Origin of the sequence: Bradyrhizobium sp. BLXBL-03 (assembly GCF_051853015.1) — a bacterium.
Classification (GTDB): Bacteria; Pseudomonadota; Alphaproteobacteria; order Rhizobiales; family Xanthobacteraceae; genus Bradyrhizobium; species Bradyrhizobium manausense.
In genome coordinates this window covers 6,149,636-6,171,822 of sequence record NZ_CP182470.1, presented here as the reverse complement: position 1 = coordinate 6,171,822, position 22,187 = coordinate 6,149,636, and the positions used below count along the sequence as shown (strand labels likewise).

Annotated in this window: 26 protein-coding genes; 14 read left to right on the top strand and 12 right to left on the bottom strand. The window is 64.5% G+C overall.

Going from position 1 to position 22,187, the window contains the following annotated elements; translation table 11 throughout:
* Positions 1-10: 10 nt before the first annotated feature.
* The 7 genes from ACNJX9_RS29520 to ACNJX9_RS29490 all read right to left on the bottom strand — a co-directional run bounded on the left by ACNJX9_RS29520 (position 11) and on the right by ACNJX9_RS29490 (position 5,226).
* Positions 11-451 carry a hypothetical protein gene (locus ACNJX9_RS29520; protein WP_439410148.1) on the bottom strand — a complete coding sequence of 147 codons (441 nt, stop codon included), beginning with the start codon at positions 449-451 and terminating at the stop codon, positions 11-13.
* Positions 451-798, bottom strand: a complete 348-nt coding sequence (locus tag ACNJX9_RS29515; RefSeq protein WP_057753685.1) for a DUF3147 family protein — start codon at positions 796-798, stop codon at positions 451-453. Before ACNJX9_RS29515 ends, ACNJX9_RS29520 begins: the two co-directional genes overlap by 1 nt.
* The gene (locus tag ACNJX9_RS29510; protein WP_439405485.1) at positions 791-1,369 is read right to left on the bottom strand and encodes a phosphatase PAP2 family protein; all 579 of its coding nucleotides are present in this window, start codon (positions 1,367-1,369) and stop codon (positions 791-793) included. The genes ACNJX9_RS29515 and ACNJX9_RS29510 overlap by 8 nt, the downstream gene beginning before the upstream one ends.
* Before the next feature lie 81 nt (positions 1,370-1,450).
* A complete protein-coding gene (locus ACNJX9_RS29505) occupies positions 1,451-2,341 on the bottom strand; it encodes an SDR family oxidoreductase (protein WP_205668269.1) in 891 nt (296 codons plus the stop codon).
* 216 nt (positions 2,342-2,557) lie between these two features.
* A complete protein-coding gene (locus ACNJX9_RS29500; RefSeq protein WP_057753676.1) occupies positions 2,558-3,109 on the bottom strand; it encodes a DUF4142 domain-containing protein in 552 nt (183 codons plus the stop codon).
* A gap of 81 nt (positions 3,110-3,190) precedes the next feature.
* Positions 3,191-3,418 carry a hypothetical protein gene (locus ACNJX9_RS29495; protein WP_057753673.1) on the bottom strand — a complete coding sequence of 76 codons (228 nt, stop codon included), beginning with the start codon at positions 3,416-3,418 and terminating at the stop codon, positions 3,191-3,193.
* A gap of 8 nt (positions 3,419-3,426) precedes the next feature.
* Positions 3,427-5,226 carry a thiamine pyrophosphate-requiring protein gene (locus ACNJX9_RS29490; protein ID WP_439405483.1) on the bottom strand — a complete coding sequence of 600 codons (1,800 nt, stop codon included), beginning with the start codon at positions 5,224-5,226 and terminating at the stop codon, positions 3,427-3,429.
* Between the two features lie 142 nt (positions 5,227-5,368).
* On the opposite strand from ACNJX9_RS29490, the gene ACNJX9_RS29485 reads away from it, so the two are divergent.
* The 4 genes from ACNJX9_RS29485 to ACNJX9_RS29470 all read left to right on the top strand — a co-directional run bounded on the left by ACNJX9_RS29485 (position 5,369) and on the right by ACNJX9_RS29470 (position 8,889).
* Positions 5,369-5,743: a PRC-barrel domain-containing protein gene (locus ACNJX9_RS29485; protein ID WP_057753670.1), complete on the top strand. Its 375-nt coding sequence runs from the start codon at positions 5,369-5,371 to the stop codon at positions 5,741-5,743.
* 27 nt (positions 5,744-5,770) lie between these two features.
* Positions 5,771-5,929 (top strand): hypothetical protein, encoded by a 159-nt coding sequence (locus ACNJX9_RS29480; protein ID WP_439405482.1) that lies wholly within the window; start codon positions 5,771-5,773, stop codon positions 5,927-5,929.
* Between the two features lie 186 nt (positions 5,930-6,115).
* Positions 6,116-7,273, top strand: coding sequence for an HlyD family secretion protein (locus ACNJX9_RS29475; protein WP_439405481.1), 1,158 nt, complete (start codon positions 6,116-6,118; stop codon positions 7,271-7,273).
* A complete protein-coding gene (locus ACNJX9_RS29470) occupies positions 7,270-8,889 on the top strand; it encodes a DHA2 family efflux MFS transporter permease subunit (RefSeq protein ID WP_439405480.1) in 1,620 nt (539 codons plus the stop codon). The genes ACNJX9_RS29475 and ACNJX9_RS29470 overlap by 4 nt, the downstream gene beginning before the upstream one ends.
* 142 nt (positions 8,890-9,031) lie before the next feature.
* Here ACNJX9_RS29470 and ACNJX9_RS29465 read toward each other — a convergent pair whose 3' ends face one another.
* Entirely contained in the window at positions 9,032-9,496 is a 465-nt protein-coding gene (locus tag ACNJX9_RS29465) for a winged helix-turn-helix transcriptional regulator (RefSeq protein ID WP_439405479.1), read from the bottom strand.
* Between the two features lie 163 nt (positions 9,497-9,659).
* Between ACNJX9_RS29465 and ACNJX9_RS29460 the strand changes: the two genes are divergently transcribed.
* The 6 genes from ACNJX9_RS29460 to ACNJX9_RS29435 all read left to right on the top strand — a co-directional run bounded on the left by ACNJX9_RS29460 (position 9,660) and on the right by ACNJX9_RS29435 (position 14,977).
* The gene (locus tag ACNJX9_RS29460; RefSeq protein WP_439405478.1) at positions 9,660-10,397 is read left to right on the top strand and encodes an SDR family oxidoreductase; all 738 of its coding nucleotides are present in this window, start codon (positions 9,660-9,662) and stop codon (positions 10,395-10,397) included.
* Positions 10,398-10,462: 65 nt separating this feature from the next.
* A complete protein-coding gene (locus ACNJX9_RS29455) occupies positions 10,463-11,464 on the top strand; it encodes an NAD(P)H-dependent flavin oxidoreductase (protein ID WP_057753661.1) in 1,002 nt (333 codons plus the stop codon).
* 108 nt (positions 11,465-11,572) lie between these two features.
* A complete protein-coding gene (locus tag ACNJX9_RS29450) occupies positions 11,573-12,022 on the top strand; it encodes a hypothetical protein (protein ID WP_439405477.1) in 450 nt (149 codons plus the stop codon).
* 104 nt (positions 12,023-12,126) lie between these two features.
* Positions 12,127-12,255, top strand: coding sequence for a hypothetical protein (locus ACNJX9_RS29445; RefSeq protein WP_439405476.1), 129 nt, complete (start codon positions 12,127-12,129; stop codon positions 12,253-12,255).
* A 78-nt stretch (positions 12,256-12,333) separates the two neighbouring features.
* Positions 12,334-13,899: an alkaline phosphatase D family protein gene (locus ACNJX9_RS29440; RefSeq protein ID WP_439405475.1), complete on the top strand. Its 1,566-nt coding sequence runs from the start codon at positions 12,334-12,336 to the stop codon at positions 13,897-13,899.
* A 259-nt stretch (positions 13,900-14,158) separates the two neighbouring features.
* Complete coding sequence (locus tag ACNJX9_RS29435; RefSeq protein WP_439405474.1) at positions 14,159-14,977, top strand: aldo/keto reductase; 819 nt, start codon at positions 14,159-14,161, stop codon at positions 14,975-14,977.
* 234 nt (positions 14,978-15,211) lie between these two features.
* On the opposite strand, the gene ACNJX9_RS29430 is transcribed toward ACNJX9_RS29435, so the two are convergent.
* Together ACNJX9_RS29430 and ACNJX9_RS29425 are read right to left on the bottom strand one after the other, a co-directional pair.
* Positions 15,212-15,430, bottom strand: a complete 219-nt coding sequence (locus tag ACNJX9_RS29430; RefSeq protein ID WP_439405473.1) for a hypothetical protein — start codon at positions 15,428-15,430, stop codon at positions 15,212-15,214.
* 93 nt (positions 15,431-15,523) lie between these two features.
* The gene (locus tag ACNJX9_RS29425) at positions 15,524-15,988 is read right to left on the bottom strand and encodes a hypothetical protein (RefSeq protein ID WP_439405471.1); all 465 of its coding nucleotides are present in this window, start codon (positions 15,986-15,988) and stop codon (positions 15,524-15,526) included.
* Positions 15,989-16,150: 162 nt separating this feature from the next.
* Between ACNJX9_RS29425 and ACNJX9_RS29420 the strand changes: the two genes are divergently transcribed.
* A complete protein-coding gene (locus tag ACNJX9_RS29420) occupies positions 16,151-16,423 on the top strand; it encodes a helix-turn-helix domain-containing protein (RefSeq protein ID WP_271601668.1) in 273 nt (90 codons plus the stop codon).
* Positions 16,424-16,425: 2 nt separating this feature from the next.
* Here ACNJX9_RS29420 and ACNJX9_RS29415 read toward each other — a convergent pair whose 3' ends face one another.
* Both ACNJX9_RS29415 and ACNJX9_RS29410 read right to left on the bottom strand, forming a co-directional pair.
* Positions 16,426-17,658, bottom strand: a complete 1,233-nt coding sequence (locus tag ACNJX9_RS29415) for a PLP-dependent aminotransferase family protein (RefSeq protein ID WP_439405470.1) — start codon at positions 17,656-17,658, stop codon at positions 16,426-16,428.
* Between the two features lie 272 nt (positions 17,659-17,930).
* The gene (locus ACNJX9_RS29410) at positions 17,931-18,461 is read right to left on the bottom strand and encodes a DUF3124 domain-containing protein (protein WP_439410147.1); all 531 of its coding nucleotides are present in this window, start codon (positions 18,459-18,461) and stop codon (positions 17,931-17,933) included.
* A 289-nt stretch (positions 18,462-18,750) separates the two neighbouring features.
* On the opposite strand from ACNJX9_RS29410, the gene ribB reads away from it, so the two are divergent.
* The 3 genes from ribB (at position 18,751) to ACNJX9_RS29395 (ending at position 22,181) form a co-directional block, all read left to right on the top strand.
* A complete protein-coding gene (ribB, locus tag ACNJX9_RS29405; RefSeq protein WP_057753632.1) occupies positions 18,751-19,827 on the top strand; it encodes a 3,4-dihydroxy-2-butanone-4-phosphate synthase in 1,077 nt (358 codons plus the stop codon).
* 83 nt (positions 19,828-19,910) lie between these two features.
* Positions 19,911-21,125 carry an acyl-CoA dehydrogenase gene (locus tag ACNJX9_RS29400; RefSeq protein ID WP_057753629.1) on the top strand — a complete coding sequence of 405 codons (1,215 nt, stop codon included), beginning with the start codon at positions 19,911-19,913 and terminating at the stop codon, positions 21,123-21,125.
* A gap of 135 nt (positions 21,126-21,260) precedes the next feature.
* On the top strand, positions 21,261-22,181 hold the full coding sequence (locus ACNJX9_RS29395; protein ID WP_439405469.1) for an MBL fold metallo-hydrolase: 921 nt from the start codon (positions 21,261-21,263) through the stop codon (positions 22,179-22,181).
* The last annotated feature ends 6 nt before the right edge of the window (positions 22,182-22,187 follow it).

Here is a 22,187-nt window from a genome sequence, read left to right as displayed (position 1 = left end):
CCCTCAGCGTTCAGTCTGCGTGACGTGAGGTGATGCGAAGCTTTCGCCTCAGCCACCACGCCGCCACAGAGACGGCAGCCCAAACCAGGATAGAAGCCGCGAATGCCCCGATCACGCTCGCCGTGACCAGGGCGTGGAAGGTCGCGGCAAACGCCGCAAGACCAATGCTTCCGAGGCCAGCCCCCGCAGCATCGAGAGCCGCAGCCTGCTGCCCGCGTCGCCGTCCGGCAAGACCGGCCTTTTCCTTGGCGCGGCGCTCGTGGCTCTCGATCAGGGTCGCGCTGGCGCAGAAGATGGCAGGGAGCGCGAGGAAGAGCCCGCCGATGGCGACGCCAAAGCGTGCGCTGACGAGGCCGGTGAAAACGGTCGCCAATCCGCCGAGCACGAAGCGAATGCCGTACTCGTACCAGCGTGTTTGCTTCAGAGCCGATGATGACAGCTTGACAAGCATCACATGGTCCCTCCGAAGCCCGCGAGCAGGCCGAAGGCGACCGCAAGCCAGACGACGGAGGCGCTGAGAGTGGCAGCGAGCGCCCGGAAGCGAAACCTCATCAGAAGCTGGCAAACCGCGATGCTGAAGCAGGCGAGGGCTGCTGCGCCATAGATCATGGTCCAGCTTTCCGCCGCAGCATATTGCGGGCCGTGCTGAACGACGGCGATGCTGAGCGTTGCCAGCGCCACCGACGGCGCCGCCGCGAGCAGCCCGGCGAAACTCTTGGGTCGCAACATGTCGCCGAGAATCGCGAAGGCCGATACGATCGCGCCCCCGGCGATGAAGCGGAGGAGATACTCAGTCATCGCCGTGTCCGGGCACGCTGCGCGACCGGCCGAGCGTAAGGGGCCGTAACACGCGTTCGACGGCGATGCCCAAGGTAAAACCGGCCAGCACATCGCTTACCCAATGCGCAAGCAGGACGACGCGCGTCAGCGAAAGACCCACGGCGAGAGCGCGAACCATGCGCCGCGGCCCGGACGGAAGCAGGTCAGCGGCGGAGGCGAGGGCGCCCATGTGAACGGCGTGGCCGGATGGAAATGCGTCTCGCCGGCGCCCTGATAAGGGAACGCCACGGCAATGGCCGAGTGCCGTCAGCCGATCCGGTCGTGTTTGATCGAACACGGACTTCAGGACATGCGGTAGCGCGGCCGTTACCAGCGACACCAGCAAGATGTGATTTGCGGTAGGACGTTGCCTGGGCGCGCGCAGCTGGGCGTAGACCCATCCAGCCGCAGCAAGCCCTAACAGGATGTGCTCGTCGGCTCCCCAGGTCAGCGCCTGGGCTACATGCTCCACTTCCGAGTTGGTGTGGCTTGCGATCTGGTCGGCGATTGCATTGTCGACGCGTGTTGGTTCTACAGTGAAGAGGGCCATCGATCCGTTATGAACGAGCTAATCATCATGACAGTTGCGTTACGCTCGTGTGACAACGGATATTCCTGCCCGACGGTTCCTTCACGGCTGGCCCGATCCACCCGCGGAGCCATAGACCTGGCCGGTCGCGTAACTCGCATCGGCCGCGGCAAGCTGCACGTAGATCGAAGCCAGCTCGGCGGGTTGGCCGGGACGGCCAAGCGGCGTCATGCCGCCGAACTTTTCCAGCTTCTCCATGGTGGCGCCGCCGGAGACCTGGAGCGGCGTCCAGATCGGTCCCGGCGCAACGCCGTTGACGCGAATGCCCTTCGAGGCGAGCTGCTTGGCCAGGGACTTCACATAGCTCATCGTCGCGGCCTTGGTCTGCGCGTAGTCGTAGAGATCCGGCGAGGGATCGTAGGCCTGCTCGGATGTCGTGCCGATGATGCAGGAGCCGGGCTTGAGATGCGGCAGCGCCGCCTTGATGATCCAGAACGGCGCGTAGATGTTGGTTTTCATGGTCGCGTCGAAATCCTCCGACGAGACGTCGAGGATGGAGGCGCGCGTCTGCTGCCGGGCGGCGTTGTTGACGATGATGTCGAGCCCGCCGAGGCCCTGGACGGCCTCGTCCACCAGCTTCTTGCAGAAAGCTTCGTCCTTGAGATCGCCGGGAATGGCGAGGCCGTTGCGACCTTCCTTCTTGATCAATGCGATCACCTCCTGCGCGTCCGGCTCCTCCGCGGGCAGATAGTTGATGGCGACGTCGGCGCCTTCGCGCGCATAGGCGATCGCGGCCGCCCGGCCCATGCCGGAATCGCCGCCGGTGATCAGCGCCTTGCGGCCCTTGAGGCGGCCGGAGCCTTTGTAGCTGCTCTCGCCGTGATCCGGCCGCGGCTCCATCTTGCCGGCGAGGCCGGGCCAGGGTTGCGATTGCTTCTTGAAGGGCGGCTTGGGATAGCGGGTGACGGGATCGATCAGGTGTTGCTCGGCCATGTCAGCGTTCATGTCAGCGTTTCCTTGCGCGGTCGACGACGCCAGCGAAGCCGCAGCGAGCGTGGCGCTCGCCGCGCGGACGACGTGCCGGCGGGACACTGAAGTCTTGTCTTGATGTGCCATGAGGGCCTCCACATTCGCGATCTCAATGCGCGGAGGCTGGCATTGTTGCAGAACGATGGACGCCGGGGGCCACCGGCGTCCTCACGAAGGCTTCTACTTCGACTGCCCAACGCTCGGTGCTTTGCCGAGCTCCTTGGCCATGTCGAGGTGGTGCCTGAGCACGGGCAGCGTCTTACCCGCCCAATCCTTCAGCTCGGAATTGTCGCCGCCCTTGGCGTAACGCTCAAAAAGCGAGACCGCGTCCTCGTGGGCGCTGACCTGGTAGGAGTTGTAGTCCGTGCTGAAATCCTTGCCCGAGGCACTCTTGAGCTTGTCGAGCTTGCTCTGGTGCGAGCTGTCGAGCGCGGTCGGCAACGTCGCCTGGACCTTGCCGTTGCCGACGAGGCCCTTCAGCTCGCTGCTGGTCTTGGTGTGGTCGGTGACCATTTGCTGCGCAAAGCTTTTCTCCTGCGCATTGCCTTTTTGCTCGGCGAGCTTGCTCGACTCGATCTCGAACATGTCGCTGATGGCGACCTCCTTGACGAAATCGGCGGTCGCAGGCGCGACGCCGAGCGCCGAATTGACGCCGGTCTTCTCGCCAAGCGACTGGGCGAGAGCTGGGCCTGCAAGCAGCACGCAGGCAATGGCGATGACGGTACGTTTCATGGTCCGGTCCCTCTGATGAGCGGCGCGGCACTTGCCCCGCCGGTCTTTCCGGCGATCAACACGGCTTCGGGACCGAGGTTCCTAATCCGTGGGGTGACGGCCGGTGCGGGGATTGATCGGATCGGTCGGCTTCCGCCGCAGCCGCTCGGGCAGGAACGGCTCGGACGGCGAGGCCGACGGTTCGGCTCGCACGTCCGCATGACGCTGCGCCCGCTCGTGCGGCGTCTGGTTGGTGTTGATCTGACGCTTCACGTCGACGCCGTGGACGGGATCGTTGACGCCATGCTGAATGTCACGAAAGTCGCTCATGGTTCACCTCATTCCTTTCCAGGCAGGATCGATTCAAGCACCTGCCGCGCCGCGCCCTTGATCACGCTGCTCTCGTTGGGATCGCCCTTCATCAAGGCGAGCGAGAAGTTCTTCGCCTGCTGCAAGGTGATGTGCGGTGGCAGCGGCGGCACCTCGGGATCGGTCTTCACCTCCAGGACCACGGGCTTCTCGCTTGCCAGCGCCTGTTCCCAGGCCGAGCCGAGCAGCTGCGGGCTGTCGACGAAGATGCCGGTGAGGCCGATCATCTCGGCGAAGCGCGAATAGGGCACGTCGGGGATGCGCTGGGAGGCCTCGAATTTGGGGTCGCCATTGATGATGCGCTGCTCCCAGGTGACCTGGTTGAGGTCCTCGTTGTTGAAGACGCAGACGACCAAGCGCGGATCGCGCCAGGATCGCCAGTATTTGGCGGCCGTGATCAATTCGGCCATGTTGTTCATCTGCATGGCGCCGTCGCCGACCAATGCGATCACGGGGCGGTCAGGATGGGCATATTTCGCCGCCAGCGCATAAGGCACAGCGGCGCCCATCGAGGCGAGGCCGCCGGAGAGCGAGGCCATCATGCCGCGTCGTATTTTCAGATCGCGCGCAAACCAGTTGGCGCAGGAGCCGGAATCGCTGGTGATGATGGCGTTCTCGGGCAGGCGCGGCGACAATTCCCAGGCGACGAGCTGCGGATTGATCGGCGCGGCGGGCTGATGCGCCCGGTCGTCCAGCGTTGTCCACCATTTGGCGACGTCATCCGCGATCGACTGCCGCCAGGCGCCGTCGCTCTTGGGAGCGAGCCGCGGCAGCAGGCTCCGCAACGTCTCGGCCGCATCGCCGACCAGGCTGACCTCCATGGGGAAACGGATCGACGTCATGCCGGCGTCGATGTCGATCTGCACGCCGCGCGCGGCGCCTTCCTTGGGAAGGAATTCCGCGTAAGGGAACGCGGAGCCGACCATCAGCAGCGTGTCGCATTCCATCATCATGTTGTAGCTCGGCTCGGTGCCGAGCAGGCCGATCGAGCCCGTCACCCATGGCAGGTCGTCCGGCAGCGCCGCCTTGCCGAGCAGCGCCTTGGCGCAGCCGGCCGACAGGCGGTCGGCGACTGCAATCACTTCGTCAGTGGCGTGCAGCGCGCCGGCACCGACCAGCATCGCGACTTTCTTGCCGGCGTTGAGAACTTCGGCGGCATGATCGAGCTCGGCCTCGCGCGGCATCATTCGTGGACCGCTGTAGCCGACGCCGGAATGCAGCGTGCCGTGCGCGCGTGGAGGCCCTTCATAGGGCTCTTCCTGCAGGTCGTTGGGCAGGATGATGGCCGTCGGGGCCCGGCGTGCGAGCGCGATCCGTACCGCGCGGTCGATCAGGTGCCGCACTTGAGCGGGCGAGGAGGCCTGCGCGACATAAGCGCCGGCAACGTCCTTGAACATCGAAACGAGATCGAGTTCCTGCTGATAGCTGCCACCGAGCGCGTTTCGCGCCTGCTGGCCGACAATCGCCAGCACGGGCTGGTGGTCGAGCAGCGCGTCATAGAGCCCGGTGATGAGATGCGAGGCGCCGGGGCCCGACGTTGCGATACAGACGCCAAGCTCGCCGCAGAATTTCGCATAGGCCGATGCCATGAACGCCGCCATCTCCTCGTGGCGGGCCTGCACAAAGCCGATCCTGGTCTCGGCCTTGGCCTCCGCCCGGTTCAGGGCGCCGAACACGCCATTGATGCCGTCGCCGGGGTAACCGAAGATGTGACGCACGCCCCATTGATGCAGACGCTGGACGACGAAGTCGGAGACGGTCTGAGACATCGCGGGCGGCTCCCGGTTTCCTTGGCTGGACAATCAAGAACAGCGCGCCTGCGGTGATGTTCCTGTCAGGGCGCAGGTGCCCTCTGGAACGATCGCCCCTTGGCGCTCGTTGGTCCCCACACTGGCTGAGTGGAGAACAGACATGTTGAATCAAGGCGAGCTGGACCGCAGCGAGATGGGCCGTCTGATCGGCAGCGACAAGGTCGAGGGAACATCGGTCTACGGCGCCGACCGCAACCGGATCGGTTCGATCGAACGCGTGATGATCGACAAGATCAGCGGCAAGGTGTCCTACGCCGTGCTCGGCTTCGGCGGATTCCTGGGGATCGGCAACGATCACTATCCGTTGCCCTGGCAGTCGCTGAAATACGACACCGAGCTCGGCGGCTATGTCACCGGAATCACCGCGAAGGCGCTCGAAGGCGCGCCGAAATATGGCGAGCGCAGCGACTGGAACTGGGGTGATGACGCCGCGATGCGCGGCGTCAATGCCTATTATGGCGTTCCATTCGCTTAAAGCTCGTTGCAGACAAAGGCAGACCCGATGAGCAAGGAAAAGCCCACCGACGATCCCAGGCAGCAGAACGACTGGGGATCGCACGCCCAGACGGACAAGCCCTGGAAGGGCAATCCGGAGAAGGAGCAGAGGTCCGGCGACAAGAAGGCCGATCTGGAGAAATGGCAGGAGACCAAAACGCACTGATCTCGTGCGCAGGCAATGAATGAAGCGCGGTACCGCCGGTGCCGCGCTTCTTTCTTGCGCAATGCGTTCACGATTGACGGCGGTGCTTCCGGCAGCCGGAACCATGCCCCAGCGCTGCGGTTAGGTTCCGGCGTGCGCGCAAGGCGAGCCTCTGCCGCAGCAAAAACCCCGATCGAGGTGTTCGCCGTGGATGCTCAAATCCGGGAGCGTGGCCCGTCGGCGGAGCAGCCGCAGAAGGCGGAAGCTCCAAAGACTTCGCCTGATCCAAAGCACGAGAGCAAGGAGCAGTCGGCCAAGCCGGACCAAACTCCGACGCTGCGCGAGCGGATCGCCGAGCACTGGCTGCTCGCAACCGTCGGCGCCATCGTGCTGATCGCAGCGTTGGTCGGCGGTCTGCTCTACTGGCTCCAGGTCCGCCACTATGAATCCACCGATGATGCATTCGTCGCCGCCCGCAGCTTTTCCGTGGCCCCGAAGGTCGGCGGCTACGTCACCGATATCCCTGTGACCGACAACCAGCATGTCAATGCCGGCGATCTCCTCGCCAGGATCGACGAGCGCGATTATCGCATCGCCGTCGACCAGGCCGAGGCCCAGGTCGAGGTCTCCAAGGCCAACATCAGCAATGTCGCGGCGCAGATCGATTCCCAACAGGAGCAGATCAAGCAGGCCCAGGCGCAGCTCGAGCAGGCGCAGGCCCAGCTTCAGTTCGCGCAGGAGGAGTTCAACCGCGCACAAGATCTCGTCGAGAAGGGCGCCGGCACCGTGCAGCGTCAGCAGCAGACCCGCTCCGATCTTCAGGCCCAACAGGCCAACACGGAGCGCGCGAAGACGGCGGTGATCGCGGCGCAGGTCGGCATCAAGAGTCTGCAAGCCCAGCTGGAAGGCGCCAAGGCGCAACTCGAGCAGTCGCAGGCGCAGCTCGATCAGGCCAGGCTGAACCTGCAATACACCGGCGTCGTTGCGGCGCAATCCGGCCGCGTCGTCAAGCTCTCCGGCGCCAAGGGCACGTTCGTTACCGCAGGCCAGAGCCTGATGATGTTCGTCCCCGACGATGTCTGGATCGTCGCCAATTACAAGGAGACTCAACTTGCCGACATGCGGCCGGGCCAGCCGGTCGAGATCCGCATCGACGCTTATCCCGGGCGCAAGCTGAGCGGCCATGTCGATTCCGTGCAGCCGGGCTCCGGCACCGCCTTCAGCCTGCTGCCGGCGGAGAATGCCACCGGCAATTACGTCAAGGTGGTGCAGCGCGTGCCGGTGAAGATCGTGGTCGACGGTTGGCCGGCCGACCTGCCTGTCGGCCCGGGCATGTCGGTCGTGCCCTGGACCAGGGTGCGATGACGGACTCAACGCAGGACGGCGCGTCCACTGGTGCCTGGTCGCCGGAGCGCTCGGCGGCCGGCGGGCACAATCCTTATCTCATCGCCTTCGTGGTCTCGATCGCGACCTTCATGGAGGTGCTCGACACCACCATCGCCAATGTCGCGTTGCGCCACATTGCCGGCGGGCTCGCGGTCGGCATCGACGAGAGCACCTACGTCATCACCAGCTATCTCGTCGCCAATGCCATCGTGCTGTCGATCTCGGGCTGGCTGTCGACCGTGATCGGCCGCAAGCGCTTCTACATGTTTTGCGTGGCGACCTTCTCGGTGGCGTCCTTGTTGTGCGGCTTCGCGTGGAATTTGCAGGCACTGGTGCTGTTCCGCATCCTGCAAGGTCTCGGCGGCGGCGGCATGGCCACCAGCGAGCAGGCGATCCTCGCCGATTCCTTCCCGCCGCAGAAACGGGGCCAGGCCTTTGCGATCTATGGCGTCGCCGTGGTCGTCGCGCCGGTGGTCGGCCCGACGCTCGGCGGCTGGATCACCGATACCTATAGCTGGCACTGGGTGTTCCTGATCAACGTGCCGATGGGACTGCTCTCGCTGTTCCTGGTCGGCACGCTGGTCAAGGAGCCGTCAGGCGCGGAGGAGGAGCGGGCGAAGCTGCTCGCGAAGGGCCTGCGCGTCGACTATATCGGCTTTGCCCTGGTCGCGATCGGGCTCGGCTCGCTCGAATTCGTGCTCGACGAAGGCCAGCGCAACGACTGGTTCGGCTCGAATATGATCGTGCTTTTCGCGGTGCTCGCGGCGGCCTCGCTGCTCGCGCTTATCCCGTGGGAGCTGACGCGCGAGGATCCGATCGTCGACATCCGCCTGCTCGGTCGGCGGCAGTTCGCCGCCTGCTTCCTGGTCATGCTCGGCACCGGCGCGGTGCTGATCTCGACCACGCAGATTCTGCCGCAACTGCTTCAGACCGAGCTGAACTACACGGCGATGCTGGCTGGTCTCGCGTTGTCGCCCGGCGGTATCGCAACATTGTTGCTGATGCCCGTGGTTGGCAGGCTCGTCAGTACGGTGCAGCCCAAATATCTCATCATGTTCGGCGCCGCGGTCGTCGCGTTCTCGATGTGGCATCTGACCGGGCTCAACGGCGACATCACCTACGGCTACGCGGCGCTGGCTCGCATCTTCCTCGCGATCGGCCTTCCCTTCCTGTTTCTGCCGGTGACGACGGCTTCATATGACGGCGTGCCGCCCGACAAGACCAACCAGGCCTCGGCGCTGATCAATGTCGCCCGCAATATCGGCGGCTCCATGGGCGTCGCGCTGGCGCAAACGATTCTTGCGCAGCGCCAGCAATTCCATCAGAGCCGCCTGATCGAGCATGCCGCGCCATCCGACCTCGGCTACCAGCAGACCATCGAGGCGGTGACGCGCTACTTCCAGGCCCAGGGCTCGAACGCGAGCGATGCCGCCTCGCAGGCGGTCGCCTGGGTCGGCAGGACCTTGCAGCAGCAGGTCGATTTCCTCGCCTATATCGACGTGTTCTGGACGCTCGCGATCATCGCCGTGCTGATGATCCCGATTGCCGCCGTGCTGCGCCCGATCAATCTCGGCGCGCCCGCGCGGGGGCATTAGGCACCATCCGTCATTGCGAGCGCAGCGAAGCAATCCAGAATCGCTCCGCGGAAAGACTCTGGATTGCTTCGTCGCTACAGTGCAAAATTGCTTCGCAATTTTGTCACGAGCTCCTCGCAATGACGATGTCGTGAGACAGAACTCACCCCACCGCTTCCTTCCGCCCCGGCCCCGCATGCACATGAACCTGCTTGGCATGCAGCACATCGCCGCATTCCGAGCACACCATCACCGGGTCGAACAGCTTGCCGCAGCTCTTGTGCTCGTGCAGCAGCGGGCGGCCGCGCTCGTCGCCCATGTGGGTGTCGCCCCAATGCACCATCGCCATGATGACCGGATAGAGGTCGAGGCCCTTCTGCGTCAGGATGTATTCGTAGCGCTTGGGCGCTTCGGAATAGGGGACGCGGCGCAGGATGCCGAAGCGGACCAGCTTCTTCAGCCGCTCCGACAAGAGATGCCGCGTGATCTGCAGCGACGACTGAAACGCATCGAAGCGTCGCACCCGCAAAAAGCATTCGCGCAGGATCAGCAGCGTCCAGCGGTCGCCGACCACGGCGACGGTGCGGGAGAGCGAGCAGGGCTCCTCATCCAGCGTATCCCATTTCATGATCCCGTCTCCGGCACGGATCTAGTCAGTCAGAAAAAGGAACTGACTTTGAATGAACAAGGCTATTTCGGCTCGAAGCTAGCATTCGGATCGCAAGTTTGACAGTTCTATTTTAGAACTATAGCCTCCGGTCCCAATCATGCTCTCAGCGGAGGAGGCGACGATGTCCAGGCGAAACGCGACCGCGGCCGTGATCGGGGCCGGCGATTTCATCGGCGCCGAGATTGCCAAGAAATTCGCAGCCGAAGGCTTCTCGATCTACGCGGGCCGGCGCAACGGCGACAAGCTCGCGCCGCTGGTGAAGGACATCGAGGCCGCCGGCGGCGAAATCCACGCGCGGTCGCTGGACGCCCGCAAGGAGGAGGAGGTCATCTCCTTCCTCAACGACGCCGACAAGCATGCGCCGCTGGAGGTCTGCATCTTCAATGTCGGCGCCAACGTCAACTTCCCGATCCTCGACACCACCGAGCGCGTGTTCCGGAAAGTGTGGGAGATGGCCTGCTATTCCGGTTTCCTCGCCGGCCGCGAAGCGGCGCGGCTGATGCTGCCGCGCGGTGGCGGCAATATCTTCTTCACCGGCGCGACCGCGTCCTTGCGCGGCGGCAGCGGCTTTGCCGCCTTTGCCAGCGCCAAGTTTGGCTTGCGCGCCGTGGCGCAGGCGATGGCGCGCGAGCTCGGGCCGAAGAAGATCCACGTCGCCCATCTCATCATCGATGCCGGCGTCGACACCGAATGGGTGCGGCAGCGCCGGCTCGAGGCGCTCGGCCCCAACGCGCTCGACAATCCCGACCTGCTGATGCCTCCGTCGGCCGTCGCCGGGTCCTATTGGCAGCTTTATCAGCAGCCGAAGAGCGCCTGGACCTTCGAAATGGAGATCCGCCCCTTCGGCGAGACATGGTGACCGCGGCGCAAAAGTCCGGCTAGACTGAACGCAAGATCAGGCCAAATTCCGGGGAGGAGAATGAAGTGAAGACCGCGATCACCGAACTGTTCGGCATCGAGCATCCCATCATCCAGGGCGGCATGCATTTCGTCGGCTTTGCCGAGCTTGCCGCTGCCGTCTCCAATGCCGGAGGCCTTGGCATCATCACCGGCCTCACCCAGAAGACGCCGGAGCTGCTGGCCAGGGAGATCGCCCGCTGCCGCGACATGACGGACAAGCCGTTCGGCGTGAACCTCACCTTCCTGCCGGCTTTCTCGGCCCCGCCTTATCCGGAATACATCGCCGCCATCGTCGAAGGCGGCATCAAGGCGGTGGAGACCGCGGGCCGCAGCCCGGAAGCATACATGCCGGCGCTGAAGGCGGCGGGCATCAAGGTGATCCACAAATGCACCTCGGTGCGTCATTCGCTGAAGGCCGAGCGCATCGGCTGCGACGCCGTCAGCGTCGACGGCTTCGAGTGCGGCGGCCATCCCGGCGAGGACGACATTCCCAACATGATCCTGCTGCCGCGCGCTGCGGAGGAGTTGAACATTCCGTTCGTCGCCTCCGGCGGCATGGCCGACGGCCGCAGCCTCGTCGCGGCGCTGGCGCTGGGCGCATCAGGCATGAACATGGGCACGCGTTTCATCGCCACCAAGGAAGCGCCGGTGCATCAGAACGTGAAGAACGCGCTGGTCGCGGCGACCGAGCTCGACACCCGCCTGATCATGCGAGCCTTGCGCAACACCGAGCGCGTCTTGAAGAACGCCAATGTCGAGCGCCTGCTCGAGATCGAGCACGCCAGGGGCGACAAGCTCACGATCGACGACATCCACGACCAGGTCGCGGGCGTCTATCCCAGGATCATGCTGGAGGGGCAGATGGATGCCGGCGCCTGGAGCTGCGGCATGGTCGCGGGCCTCATCCACGACATCCCCAGCTGCAAGGAACTCATCGATCGCATCATGACTGAGGCGGAACAAATCATTCGTAACAGGCTGATCGGGTTCCTGGATGGGACGGGTGCGACGCGAAAGGTCGCCTGACACCGCCAAACTTCTTAACCACTGTTACATTTGGCCGCTGGAAATGCACGCCGCGCCTCCTAGATAGGAGTAAATTACTCCTTAACCAATCAATTTCAGGAGGCGTCCGTGGTCCTGAAAAGCATTCCCAGTGTGGTTGCCATTGCCCTCGTGCTCGCAGTGGGCGGTATCGCGCGCGCTGACGATTACAAGCCTGACGAATATCTCGGTCTCGATCTCTCCAAGGCAGTGCTGTCGCCGAAGCGGCTCGGGCCAGAGACGCATTTCGCTCCAGTCGCGATGGAAGCGAAGGGCGGCAACGAGGCGCAGGCCCGCGCCGAACCAGTCGACGTACCGAAGAAGGTCGCGGCCGAACGCGTGCACGTCTCCGAGCCCAAGATGGCTGAGACCAAGATCGCTCACACCGAGATCGCTCACACCAGGAGCACCCAGCCGCGCGGCGCAGCCCGCACCAGGCTCGCGCACCGTCACGCCAATCCGCTCGACGCGCAGGCGATGGACACCCGCATCCAGACCTGGCCGTGCCGTTCCGGCGGCATCTGCAACTGGAAGCATTAAGAACAGCCGCTTCATCTCGCTTGCAGCCCATCCTTCGAGACGCCCGCCGATGGCGGGCCCTCAGGATGAGGGCGGAGTACGCGGCTGCAACTTAAGCGGGGGCAATGCTGCTTAGCCTCATCCTGAGGAGACCGCTGGAAGCGGTCGTCTCGAAGGACGAGGCGCTTGCTCTGGCAGTCGCCAAGAAGCCACGGTCGCACATCGCCCGTCACCTGCGCGTCGCAAAACCGTAGGCCCGGAGTCAACAAACCGTAAGCCGGCCGTCAAACGACGCAGGCACCTTCCGTCGCGATTCGACGAAGGTTTCCTTGATGGCAACGCACCGCGCCGCGCGCGCATGGACCCGGCGGCAATTCCTGGTTCGCTCCACATCCTCTCTCGCCATCGCCTCGCTCGCAACGCCCCGCATCAGCCGCGCCGCTGATCGTCCGCACATCGCAGGTGGCATTCAGTCGGGCGATGTGTCGAACGGCTCGGCCGTGATCTGGGCCCGCGCCGATCGGCCGGCGCGGATGCAGGTGGAGTGCTCGACCGTCGAGAGTTTCACGACCATCAACGCGTCAGCGTCACGTGATGCGCTGCCGGACGCAGACTTCACGGCAAAACTGCAGCTCGACAATCTGCCGGCCGGGCAGGACATCTTCTATCGCGTCAGCTTCGACGACATCGCGACCGGCATGACAGGCGAAAGCCGCCTCGGTCATTTTCGCACGGCGCCAGCCGCAGGCCGGTCGATCTCGTTCCTGTGGTCCGGCGACGTCGCGGGGCAGGGCTGGGGCATCGACCTTTCGCGCGGCGGCTATCGCAGCTACCGCACCATGCTGGACAATAGACCGGATTTCTTCATCCACTCCGGCGACCACATTTATGCCGACTGCACGATTCCCTCCGAGCAGAAGCTGCCGAACGGCGAGATCTGGCGCAACGTCGTGACCGAGGAGAAATCGGAGGTCGCACACACCCTGGCGCAGTTCCGCGGCAACTACAAATACAACCATCTCGACCAGCACTTCCGCGCCTTCCACGCCGCGGTGCCGATGTTCGCGCAATGGGACGATCACGAGGTCACCAACGATTGGTCGCCGGCCGGCAGCTATGACGAGGCCGGCTTTGAAGACGACGGCACGCCGCGCCTGGTCGCACGCGCCCGCCGTGCCTTCTTCGACTTCATGCCGATCCGGGACATCGGCGCGCGGCAGGGCCGGGTCTATCGCAAGATCGCTTACGGCCCGCTGCTCGACATCTTCATGATCGACATGCGCAGCTATCGCGACGACAGCTGGAACAAGGGCGATGATCACCGTGGCTGGATTCTCGGCGCCGGGCAGCTCGCCTGGCTGAAGCGCGAGCTCGCCGCCTCGCGCGCGACCTGGAAGGTGATCGCGGCCGATTTGCCGATAGGGCTGGTCAGCCTCGACGCCGTCGCGCTCGGCGACGGCCCCCCTGATCGGCGCGAGCACGAGATCGCTGATCTCCTGGCCTCGATCAAGCGCGCCGGCGTTCGCAACATCGTCTGGCTCACCGCCGACATGCACTACACCGCGGCGCACTTCTACGATCCGAACAGGGCGCAGTTTAGGGATTTCGAGCCGTTCTGGGAGTTCGTCTCTGGCCCGCTCCACGCCGGCACCTGGGGCCCGGGCGAACTCGACAACACCTTCGGCCCGGTCGCAATGTACCGGAACGGCTGCAGCGAGGCTCAGGGCGAGAATCTCGCACCCTGCTTCGGCTTGCAGTTCTTCGGCCGCGTCGACATCGACGGCACCAGCGGCGTGATGACGGTGACCCTGAAGGACGTCGACAACCGCGACCTCTGGTCAGTCGATATCGTGCCGCAACCGCAGCCGCGCCCGGCGGTCGTGGCGCAGCATTCGTGAGGCACTGTCATTCCGGGGCGATGCGCAGCATCGAACCCGGAATCTCGAGATTCTCAGGTGCGCAAACGCGCACCGGAGTTCGCCCTGCGGACGCCCCGGAAAGACGCCTCCAAACCCTAACCCGATCTTGATTGGCCGCCCCGCGCCTGCCGCGCTATCATGCCCGCTCCCGCCACCTCTTTTCCATCACCGAAGAGTCTGCTCACGCGGCATCGCTGCCTGCATCCGGCGGGCTGCAATATCTCAGGGAGCCTGTTCCATGGACCATCTGAAAACACGGGGCATCAGCATGCCCAAGCTCGGCCTCGGCACCTTCCGCATGCAGGGCGATGTCTGCCGCGAAGCGGTCGAGAGCGCGCTGTCGATCGGCTATCGCCACATCGACACCGCCGAAATGTACGCCAACGAGGAGGCCATCGGCGCCGCGCTCGCCGCTAGCTCCGTGCCGCGCGGCGAGCTGCATGTCACGACCAAGGTCTGGCACGAGAATCTCAGCCCGGATGCGATCCGCCGCGCCTTCGACGCCAGCCTGGCAAAGCTCAGGCTCGATCATGTCGACCTCTACCTCGTGCACTGGCCGTCGAGATCGGCGAACTGGGGCGCGGTGTTCGAGACCTTGATGAAGCTGAAAGAGGAGGGACGGACGCGGGCGATCGGCGTTGCCAATTTCACTACGGCATTGCTCAAGATCGCGGTCGAGGACATCAAGGCGCCGATCGCCTGCAACCAGGTCGAATATCACGCGATGCTGGATCAATCGAAGCTGCTGGCCTATCTCAGGGCGAAGTCTATCCCGCTGGTCGGCTATTGCCCGCTGGCGCAGGGGCGCTTTGCTTCGGATCCGGTCCTCGCCGAGATCGGCGCGAAGCACAACGCGAGCGCGGCACAGGTCGCATTGAAATGGCTGCTCGACCAGGACGGCGTTGCCGCGATCCCGAAGGCGTCACGCCGCGAGAGCCAGCAGGCCAATCTGGATGCGCTGAAGATCAAGCTGGATGATGCCGATCGCAAGAAGATCGCCGCGCTGCCGAAGGACAAGCGCTGCGTCAATCCGGGCTTCGCGCCGCAGTGGGATTGATGGGCTCGCGAAGTATCGTAGCGTGGGCAAAGCGATTTGTCCGCCGTAGCTCGAAGAGCGAAGGCGGAAGCGTGCCCACCTCCTAGCCGTGGGCACGGCGCAAATGCGCCTTTGCCCACCCTACGATTTCGGACTTGCGGAGAGATGCCTCTCGCCCGTCTCGCCTTGCAAGGGAGAGGGCGCAGAACGCATGGAAATGGCCCCGCGAGGGGCCATTTCCGGTTGCGTTGCGCATTAGTCCCAGTGATGATGGCGATGCTTGATCACCACGACGCGGTCGTGATGGCGCCAGCCGCGATGCCAGCCATAGTCGCGATGCTCGCGGAATTCGGCGCGGGCGCCGTACGGGCCGTGATGGCCGTGCTTGATGATCACGGTCTCAGCACTTGCCAGCGTCGGCGCCGCAACCGCGAGCGCACCCAGAGCGGCAACGACATAACCAAGCTTCTTCATGATGTCCTCCTCCAATCGAATGCAAATCTAAACCGCGCATCCGCATGAACGTTCCGGCGAAACGGGAAGAGAATTCTGAATGGATGTTCAGGATCAGGACGATGGCTGTGTGCAGCGTTGCTGTGGAAGCGTCGGCGCGCCAGTCTTCACGTATTTGCCATCCTTGATGGTGTATTCGCCCCGATCGCTGCGATTATAGATCGCGCGCAGGCTGCCGTCATTCGCATGCAGCAATCCGAATTCGCGCGTCTGGTGCAACGATGCGAAGTAGACCATCAGGTTGAGCAGGCCCTCGGCGTTGACGGAGGCGGACACCACCTCGTTCTCATCCTTGACGTCACCGAAATTGCGCCGGTACATCACGCGGCCGTCCTTCCGGATTTCGTAAGTCAGCACCGCGCCCTTGTCGCGGTCGGGCCTGATAGCGCAGTCGACCGCCCATGACCCGAGCAAGCCCCATTGCTCGATCGTCGCCGCGAGCGTCTCGGCACGCGCGAGCGAACTGAACGCAACCCAAAGCACCGCCGCGCTGGTCCAGCGACTCAAATGACGCATCATGTCCCGAAAGGCCCCGCCTCGAATAATTCCAGGCAAAGTCTAGCATCCCCGCCGCGATCGTCCACGGCAGGCCCCGATCGCGCGCGCATTTGATCCGCGTCAATGAGGCTCGGCGCTGACGGGGTAAGATGACGCTCCCGAAGGCGATGCGTGGTGAGAGCGATGCTGAATCAAGTCATGGATTTCGCGGGTGAGGTGCTGCCGGGGAGCTGTGCCGCGCCGCCTAGTTCCGAGACCGCGTTTCTGGCGGAGCTGGGCGAGCGCCTGAAGTCGTCCCGCGCCCGCTGCGAGCTGTCGCGCCGGGAGCTGGCCCGACGCTCCGGGATTTCGGAGCGCTACATCGCCCAGATCGAGGCCGGCAAGGGCAACGTCTCGATCGTCCTGTTGCTGCGGCTGGCCTCCGCGATCCACGGCAGCCAGCCTCAGGCGGCCTGACTTCAGGCCCGCTTCTCCACATTGGCGCTGCGGGCCGGCACGCCGAACTCCTTGCGGCAGATTTCGGCCAGCACGGCGACGCCCTCGCGAATCTGCTGATGCGACGGACTCGCAAAGCATAGCCGCAGGCGCGAGCTTGAATAGCCCTTGTTGGTCGACCATTCCGGGCCCGGATTGATCGAGACGCCGGCAGCAAGGGCAGCCTGATAGAGCTTGAGCGTATCGACCTGGTCGGGCAGCTTCACCCACAGGAAGATGCCGCCTTTGGGCTCCCTGAACTCGGCCGCGGTCCCGAACTGCTCGTTGAGGGCTTCCATCAGCGTGTCGAGCTTGGTGCGCAGCGCCTTGGACAGCGCCGGCACGTGGCTGGCGAAATGCGGCTTGCAATAGCTGGCGAGCACCATCTGCTCCAGCGCGCCGGAGCCGGCATCCGTCTTCAGCGCCAGCATCCGCGACATCACATCCCAGGGCGCCACGATGAAGCCGACGCGCAGCGCCGGCGCGATCGACTTCGAGAACGAGCCGATATGGATCACCCCGCCGTTCCGGCTCATCGCATAGATCGCCGGCGGGCGCTCTCCGGACCAGACCAGGTCGGCATAGCAATCGTCCTCGAAGACAGGCACGCCATATTCGGCCGACAGGCGCAAGAGCTCGGCGCGGCGGCTCTCCGGCATGATGCTGCCGGTCGGGTTCTGCACGGTCGGGATGGTGTAGATGTATTTCGGCCGGATGCCGCGGCTCCTGAGGTCGGCCAGCGTCGAGGCCAGCACATCCATCCGCATGCCGTCGTCGTCGAGGGGAATGCCGACGGTGTTGACGCCGAGCCGCGTCAGCCGCTGCAACGCCCCCTGATAGGTCTCCTGCTCGACGATCACCGTGTCGCCGCGCGTCAGCAGCGTGTTGTTGACGAGGTCGAGCGCCTGCAGCGAGCCCGAGACGATCATGAGATCGTCGACCGTGCAGACGATGCCGGCATCGCGCTTCAGCTTTGTCACCAGGAATTCGCGCAGGGGCACGTAACCCTGAGGGCCGTGCGCGAGCCCGTAGGTCGCAAGCGAGCGGCCCTCGCGTCGCAAGGCTTGATCGGCCGCCTCGATCAACTCGTCGAGCGGCAGCTGCTCGGAATCGTTGTTGCCGCCGACAAAGCTGTATTTGGCAAGGCCCGTCCAGCGCGCAGAAGGGGCCGGCAGCCCTGCGGCAAACAGGGGCGCGAAGTCAAAGCTGGACGTCATGGGGGTTCCTCGTTGTTTTTTATTGAGCGTTGTTTTTATTGAGCGATGTTTATATTGGGCAGGCCGGCGTGGTGCCGCCCGGGCGCCGCGGTTTCGATGATGACATCATGCCAGTGTTTTGCCCGACGCGTCAAACAAAATTCGTAAAATCCGCATCATGATCGCGTCTGCGAACAGGGCGTTGATTTCACTGATGCGGCTACTGTGCATGGGGTTGTTTTCGTGTTTTCGGCCTGTGGTCGCGACGGAACTCGCTCGAAGCAGCGGCCGCGTTACTTCTTGCCCACCGTCCTGGTCGGACGCCCCTGGCTGATGAAAGCGTAATGCGCATTGGCGACGCCGCCAACCATCAAGGCCTCGACGACAGGCTCGGCGATCTCGCCCGTGGCGGCCCAGTCGACGATGAAATTGGCTCCGGTCCCGCCGCGCACATCGTCGGTCGGAATGACGATCGAGATGGTGGCGAGCGGCTTCACCGCGACCGGCGCCTTCAGATAGCTCTCGACCTGTTTCCCGGCGGTGTCGAAATAGGCGATGCGCCTGACCACCAGTGCTTGCGTCTCCGAGGCGTTGTGGACGCTCAGCGTCACCGAGAAGTCGACCCGCAGCTTGCCCTGGCTCATCGCCAGGCTGGAATAGGCCGGCACATAGAAGCCACCGGAGATGGCGAGCTCCTCCTTCGGCATCGCTGTGAGCGAGCCGGCGAAGGTCTGCTCGATCTCGACCTTGCTCTGTGCGAGCGCCGGCGTGACCAGGACGAGGGGGCACAAGAGGCCCGCGAGGAGTGGAGCGAGGAATCTCATCTGGTGCATTGCCCGTTTCACCCTTGTCACCCTTGGCGTAGTTTGCCCGGCAGCCACGATCCTGACTACCCTATTGCCGGGGATTGCACAGCTCTATCAGGCGCGGAGCGGGTCTGGTCAGGGGAGGGCTCGGACACCTTTCGCGCGCCCCCGCCACGCCTATATGGCTGGTATCCGCCGGTACAAGGCTCAAGGCCGGCACGGGCGCATGTGCGGTTGCGGCCGGGGCACTAGCGCATGGATCGGAGTCCGGCTAAGCCTCCCGCCCACACCATTAAGAGATTGGGAAATGCCCGATACCGTTCAGGAAGTTTTGCAGGCCTTTGCCCGGGGCGAGCTCGTCGTCGTGACCGACGACGAGGACCGCGAGGGCGAGGGCGATCTGATCGTCGCCGCCTCATTCTGCACGGCGGAAAAGATGGCCTTCATCATCCGTCACACCTCCGGCATCGTCTGCGCGCCCATTACCCCCGACGATGCGCGCCGGCTGCGGCTCGATCCGATGGTCGCCCACAACGATTCCGCGCACACCACCGCCTTTACGGTCTCGATCGACTACAAGCCCGACGGCGGCACCGGCATCTCGGCCGAGGAGCGCGCCTCCTGCTGCCGTGCGCTCGCCAATCCCAATGTCGGCGCCAACGACTTCGCCCGCCCGGGCCACATCTTCCCGCTGATCGCCAAGGACGGCGGCGTGCTGCTGCGCTCCGGCCATACCGAGGCCGCGGTCGATCTCTGCAAGCTCTCGGGCCTTCCGCCGGTCGGCGTCATCAGCGAATTGATGAACGACGACGGCAGCGTGATGAAGGGCGAGCAGGTCGCCCAGTTCGCCGCCAGGCACAAGCTGAAGCACGTCACCATCGCCGACATGATCGCCTACCGGCAGGCGCGCGAAAAGCTGATCGAGCGCGTGTCGACCTTCACGACCGAAAGCCCGATCGGCCCGCTTCAGGGCTATGCCTACCGCTCGCCGTTCGATTCCATCGCCCACGTTGCATTCGTTTACAACGGCGTCGGCGACGGCAAGAACGTGCTGACGCGCTTCCACAAGCCGAACATCGTCAAGGACACCTTTACCGGCCACAAGCGCATGGCTGTCGTGCTCGAGCACTTCAAGAAATCAGGCCGCGGTGTGCTGGTGTACTTGCGCGATGGCGCGGCCGGCGTTCCCGTCTCGCCGCTGCCGGATGAGACGTCGACGGAGGCTGACCGCAACCGCCAGTGGCGCGAGGTCGGCGTCGGCGCGCAGATCCTGCGTGATCTCGGCGTCACCTCGATCCGCCATCTCACCTCGTCGGTGCACGACTACAAGGGCCTCTCCGGCTTCGGCATCGAGATCGTCGCCAACGAGCAGCTCGAAAGCTGACGCCAACGCAATTGCACTTGTGGCGCCGGCGCTTTAGTTTGTCGGGCAATTTCTAGACGGAACCAGATGCGAAAGGACGTTTCATGAGCGTGCGCCCTCAGACCAAGGACAAGCCGGCTGCGGCTTCCTTCCAGTGGGACGATCCGTTCCTGCTCGACGAGCAGCTCACCGAAGACGAGCGCATGGTGCGCGACACGGCGCGCGCCTACGCCCAGGACAAGCTGCTGCCACGCGTCACCAAGGCCTATCTGGAAGAGAAGACCGATCGCGAGATCTTCAACGAGATGGGCGAACTCGGCCTGATCGGCATCACGCTGCCCGAGGAGTATGGCTGCGCCAATGCGAGCTACGTGGCTTACGGCCTCGTCGCGCGCGAGATCGAGCGGGTCGATTCCGGCTATCGCTCGATGAACTCGGTGCAGTCGTCGCTGGTGATGTACCCGATCTACGCCTATGGCGACGAGAACCAGCGCAAGAAGTACCTGCCGAAGCTTGCCAGCGGCGAGTGGGTCGGCTGCTTCGGCCTGACCGAGCCTGACGCCGGCTCCGACCCGGCCGGCATGAAGACCCGCGCCGAGAAGGTCTCGGACGGTTATCGCCTGACCGGCAGCAAGATGTGGATCTCGAACGCGCCGATCGCGGACGTGTTCGTGATCTGGGCCAAGTCGGCCGAGCACGACAACCAGATCCGCGGCTTCGTGCTCGAGAAGGGCATGAAAGGCCTCTCCGCGCCAAAGATCGGCAGCAAGCTGAGCTTGCGCGCCTCCATCACCGGCGAGGTCGTGATGGACGGCGTCGTGGTTCCTGAAAGTGCGCTGCTGCCCAACGTCTCCGGCCTCAAGGGACCGTTTGGCTGCCTCAACCGCGCCCGCTATGGCATCTCCTGGGGCGCGCTCGGCGCCGCCGAAGACTGCATGCATCGCGCCCGCCAATACACGCTCGACCGCAAGCAGTTCGGCAGGCCGCTTGCCGCGACCCAGCTGGTGCAGAAGAAGCTCGCCGACATGGAGACCGAGATCGCGCTCGGCCTGCAGGGTTCGCTTCGCGTCGGCCGTCTGATGGACGAGGGCAAGTTCGCGCCCGAGATGATCTCGATCATGAAGCGCAACAATTGCGGCAAGGCGCTCGACATCGCCCGCGTCGCCCGCGACATGCACGGCGGCAACGGCATCTCGGCCGAATTCCACGTGATGCGTCACGTCCATAACCTCGAGACGGTCAACACCTACGAGGGCACCCACGACGTCCACGCCCTGATCCTGGGCCGCGCCATCACGGGCATCCAGGCGTTTTTCTGATTGGGCATCCGTCATTCCGGGGCGCGCGAAGTGGGAACCCGGAATCTCGGGCCGCATCATTCCTGTTCCATCGAGATTCCGGGTCTGGCCCTGACGGGCCATCCCGGAATGACGTCAAAGAACAAAGAAGAAGCCATGTCCGACAATGACGACGTCCCGTTCAACCGCAACTTTCCGCTGAAGGCCGGCGTCGTCGAGGAAGTCCGCCCCGGCGTGCGGCGGGTGCTGTGTGACAATCCGAGTCCGTTCACCTTCACCGGCACCGTCAGCTACATCGTCGGCACGGACAACGTCGCGATCATCGATCCCGGTCCTGATGATGAGGCCCATGCGGCCGCCCTGCTCGATGCCGTGCGCGGCGAGACGGTGAGCCACATCTTCGTCACCCACACCCACCGCGACCACTCGCCGAACACGGCGCGGATCAAGCAGGCGACCGGCGCGCCTGTCTATGCCGAGGGTCCGCATCGCGCCTCGCGCCCGCGCTTCGAGAGCGAGAAGCACAACCCGGAATCCGGATCAGATCGCGACTTCGTGCCCGATATCAGGATCGCCCATGGTGACGTCGTCGAAGGCGCCGGCTGGCGGCTCGAGGCCGTGGCGACGCCCGGCCACACCGCCAATCATCTCGCCTTTGCCTGGCCCGAGCGAAAATTCAACTTCGTCGGCGATCACGTGATGGGCTGGTCGACCTCCATCGTGGCGCCGCCCGACGGCTCGATGATCGACTACATGGACTCGCTCGACCGGCTCGCTGCGCGCGAGGAGGATCTGTATTTCTCCGGCCACGGCCCGGAGATCCCGGAGGGGCAACGCTTCGTGCGCTTCCTGATCCGTCACCGCAAGGCGCGTGAGGCCTCGATCCTGCACCGCCTCGCCAAGGGCGAGACCGATATCCCGTCCATGGTGCGCGCGATCTATATCGGCATCGATCCCAGGCTGACGACGGCCGCCGGCTATTCCGTGCTGGCGCATCTGGAAGACCTCGTCGCACGCGGCATCGTCGCGACGGATGGCGATCCCGTGATTGGTGGGACGTACCGGATGGCGGGTTAACCTCGG

Coding starts and splice junctions, on each gene's coding strand:
- ACNJX9_RS29520 (WP_439410148.1), bottom strand. CDS start 451: ATGCTTGTCAAGCTGTCATCATCGGCTCTGAAGCAAACACGCTGGTAC.
- ACNJX9_RS29515 (WP_057753685.1), bottom strand. CDS start 798: ATGACTGAGTATCTCCTCCGCTTCATCGCCGGGGGCGCGATCGTATCG.
- ACNJX9_RS29510 (WP_439405485.1), bottom strand. CDS start 1,369: ATGGCCCTCTTCACTGTAGAACCAACACGCGTCGACAATGCAATCGCC.
- ACNJX9_RS29505 (WP_205668269.1), bottom strand. CDS start 2,341: ATGGCCGAGCAACACCTGATCGATCCCGTCACCCGCTATCCCAAGCCG.
- ACNJX9_RS29500 (WP_057753676.1), bottom strand. CDS start 3,109: ATGAAACGTACCGTCATCGCCATTGCCTGCGTGCTGCTTGCAGGCCCA.
- ACNJX9_RS29495 (WP_057753673.1), bottom strand. CDS start 3,418: ATGAGCGACTTTCGTGACATTCAGCATGGCGTCAACGATCCCGTCCAC.
- ACNJX9_RS29490 (WP_439405483.1), bottom strand. CDS start 5,226: ATGTCTCAGACCGTCTCCGACTTCGTCGTCCAGCGTCTGCATCAATGG.
- ACNJX9_RS29485 (WP_057753670.1), top strand. CDS start 5,369: ATGTTGAATCAAGGCGAGCTGGACCGCAGCGAGATGGGCCGTCTGATC.
- ACNJX9_RS29480 (WP_439405482.1), top strand. CDS start 5,771: ATGAGCAAGGAAAAGCCCACCGACGATCCCAGGCAGCAGAACGACTGG.
- ACNJX9_RS29470 (WP_439405480.1), top strand. CDS start 7,270: ATGACGGACTCAACGCAGGACGGCGCGTCCACTGGTGCCTGGTCGCCG.
- ACNJX9_RS29465 (WP_439405479.1), bottom strand. CDS start 9,496: ATGAAATGGGATACGCTGGATGAGGAGCCCTGCTCGCTCTCCCGCACC.
- ACNJX9_RS29460 (WP_439405478.1), top strand. CDS start 9,660: ATGTCCAGGCGAAACGCGACCGCGGCCGTGATCGGGGCCGGCGATTTC.
- ACNJX9_RS29445 (WP_439405476.1), top strand. CDS start 12,127: ATGCTGCTTAGCCTCATCCTGAGGAGACCGCTGGAAGCGGTCGTCTCG.
- ACNJX9_RS29440 (WP_439405475.1), top strand. CDS start 12,334: ATGGCAACGCACCGCGCCGCGCGCGCATGGACCCGGCGGCAATTCCTG.
- ACNJX9_RS29435 (WP_439405474.1), top strand. CDS start 14,159: ATGGACCATCTGAAAACACGGGGCATCAGCATGCCCAAGCTCGGCCTC.
- ACNJX9_RS29430 (WP_439405473.1), bottom strand. CDS start 15,430: ATGAAGAAGCTTGGTTATGTCGTTGCCGCTCTGGGTGCGCTCGCGGTT.
- ACNJX9_RS29425 (WP_439405471.1), bottom strand. CDS start 15,988: ATGATGCGTCATTTGAGTCGCTGGACCAGCGCGGCGGTGCTTTGGGTT.
- ACNJX9_RS29420 (WP_271601668.1), top strand. CDS start 16,151: ATGCTGAATCAAGTCATGGATTTCGCGGGTGAGGTGCTGCCGGGGAGC.
- ACNJX9_RS29415 (WP_439405470.1), bottom strand. CDS start 17,658: ATGACGTCCAGCTTTGACTTCGCGCCCCTGTTTGCCGCAGGGCTGCCG.
- ACNJX9_RS29410 (WP_439410147.1), bottom strand. CDS start 18,461: ATGAGATTCCTCGCTCCACTCCTCGCGGGCCTCTTGTGCCCCCTCGTC.
- ribB (WP_057753632.1), top strand. CDS start 18,751: ATGCCCGATACCGTTCAGGAAGTTTTGCAGGCCTTTGCCCGGGGCGAG.
- ACNJX9_RS29400 (WP_057753629.1), top strand. CDS start 19,911: ATGAGCGTGCGCCCTCAGACCAAGGACAAGCCGGCTGCGGCTTCCTTC.
- ACNJX9_RS29395 (WP_439405469.1), top strand. CDS start 21,261: ATGTCCGACAATGACGACGTCCCGTTCAACCGCAACTTTCCGCTGAAG.